General features: G+C 63.8%; 3 protein-coding genes. All 3 read right to left on the minus strand.

Features of this window, described 5'->3' with window-relative positions; all coding sequences use genetic code 11:
• Positions 1 to 6: 6 nt before the first annotated feature.
• Positions 7 to 726, minus strand: coding sequence for a protein TolQ (tolQ, locus tag AC1DT3_RS18450; protein ID WP_477466681.1), 720 nt, complete (start codon positions 724 to 726; stop codon positions 7 to 9).
• A gap of 179 nt (positions 727 to 905) precedes the next feature.
• Positions 906 to 1,400, minus strand: a complete 495-nt coding sequence (ybgC, locus tag AC1DT3_RS18455; protein WP_477466682.1) for a tol-pal system-associated acyl-CoA thioesterase — start codon at positions 1,398 to 1,400, stop codon at positions 906 to 908.
• Positions 1,393 to 2,278: Holliday junction branch migration DNA helicase RuvB (gene ruvB, locus AC1DT3_RS18460; RefSeq protein ID WP_477466683.1), on the minus strand; the 886-nt coding region annotated here is incomplete at its 5' end. The genes ruvB and ybgC, both read right to left, overlap by 8 nt.

Consider the following 2,278-nt stretch of genomic DNA (forward strand, 5'->3'; position numbering starts at 1 on the left):
TCTCCGTCAAGCCGCGAGCGCGATGCGCTCGTCGATCTGGCGGGAGAGGATCGCGGAGAACTCGTCGGCGAAGCCTTCGAGGCGCGACTGCAGCTTGCCGACCTGGCTCTGCAGCTTGTTGTAGGCGAGAACCGCGGGAATGGCCGCGAAGAGACCGATGGCGGTGGCGAACAACGCTTCGGCGATGCCGGGCGCGACCACTGCGAGACTGGTGTTCTTGGACGCCGCGATCGACGTGAAGGAATTCATGATGCCGATCACGGTGCCGAAAAGGCCGATATACGGGCCCGCGGAACCGATCGAGGCGAGAACCGTGAGGCGCGCTTCGAGACGCTCCACTTCGCGCTGGATCGTGACGTCGAGCACCTTGTCGATCCGCTGGGACAGGCTCTGGAACGAGCGCCCAGAACCTTCGAACGACCGCTTCCATTCGCGCATGGCGGCGAGGAACACGGCCGCCAACCCGGTCGGATTGCGGCCTTGCAGCGAGCGATAGAGTTCTTCGAGCGATTGACCGGACCAGAAGACTTCCTCGAACCGGTCCATGGCCCGCTTGGTGCGGGTGTAGAGCAGGGTCTTGTCGACGATGATCGCCCAGCACCAGACGGATGCACCCAAGAGGCCGACCATGACAAGCTTGACGATGAAATGCGCTTGCCAGAACAACCCGAACAGGGACATGTCGTGGACTACGGGAGCGGCCTGTGCGACATCAGCCGGGTTCATATTCGGTCCTCGCTGTTCGGACGAGCCTTTGGCGGCCCACCGCATGCGTTGGGTGAATCTTCTTTTCGTATCGTTGCTCGTTCGCCCTTGAATCTGTCGAAAATAAGGGCTTACGGGCGCGGCACGACGATCCGCCCGGTGTGTCACCTGTTAAGCACAGAGTAAGGTTAAGGCTTGGTTTAAGCCGGGTCGTCCTGGCTCAAAATCGCGCGAAGTTGATCGGGAATGCGGGTCGGGCGCCCACCCGATATGGCTGCGACCCGGACATCTGCCGTAACGACAACGTCTTCCCCGCGCAGAATTCTCTGCGCTATCGTGAGCGAGGCCCCGCGAACCTCGGCCGTACGCGTTTCGACGATCAACACGTCGTCCATACGCGCCGGCTTGAAATAGTCGATGGTCATGCGACGCACCGCGAAAATGATCCCGTCCCCTTCCGCATGCAGCACCGACTGGTCGACTCCGGCGAGCCGGAGGAAATCCGTCCGGCCCCGCTCCAGAAAGCGGAGGTAATTGGCGTGATAGACGATGCCGGAGAAATCCGTGTCTTCGTAGYACACGCGGACGGGCAGGATGTGCGTGTGTCCCCGCAACACGCCGGACAGGTGCGGAAAGGGCGCTTCCTGTTCGCCGCCGTCGCCCGTGGCGGCTTTGGGGGGAGTTTTGTCAGGCATCCTCGTCGCTTCCGAACAAGCCGAACTGCGCCGCCTCGCGATTGGGCTCGGCCATGCCGAGGTGGCGGAAGGCGTGCGGCGTGAGGATGCGGCCGCGCGGCGTGCGCTGCACGAAGCCCTTCTGGATCAGGTAAGGCTCGATGATTTCCTCGATCGCGTCACGCGGCTCCGACAGAGCAGCGGCGATCGTCTCGATCCCGACCGGTCCGCCGCCGAAGGAAAGCGCGATGGTGGTGAGGTATTTGCGGTCCATCTGGTCGAGCCCGATGGGATCGACGTCGAGCAGATGAAGCGCCTTGTCGGCGATTTCACGCGTGACGGTCGTGACGTCGTCGACGATGGCGAAATCGCGTACGCGGCGCAGGAGACGGCCGGCGATGCGCGGCGTGCCGCGCGCCCGCCGCGCGATCTCATTGGCGCCGTCAGGACTCATGCCGATGCCGAGCACGCGCGCGCCCCGACGCACGATGAGCTCGAGCTCGTCGACGGTGTAGAATTCGAGCCGGATCGGGATGCCGAAGCGATCGCGCAGGGGCGTCGTGAGCAAGCCGGCGCGGGTGGTGGCGCCGACGAGGGTGAATTTCGGCAGTTCGATCTTCACCGAGCGTGCCGCCGGCCCCTCGCCGATGATCAGGTCGAGTTGATAATCCTCCATCGCCGGATAGAGGATTTCCTCCACCGCCGGATTGAGACGGTGGATCTCGTCGATGAACAGCACGTCCCGTTCTTCGAGATTGGTCAATTGGGCGGCAAGGTCGCCCGCCTTCGCGATCACCGGGCCGGAGGTCGAGCGAAAATTGACGCCGAGTTCCCGCGCCACGATCTGCGCCAGCGTCGTCTTGCCGAGGCCCGGCGGGCCGACGAACAGCACGTGATCG

It is taken from the genome of Microvirga sp. P4_G7 (assembly GCF_056401005.1).

Excerpts from the sequence above, each read along its gene's own strand:
- tolQ (WP_477466681.1), bottom strand. The coding sequence starts at position 726 with ATGAACCCGGCTGATGTCGCACAGGCCGCTCCCGTAGTCCACGACATG.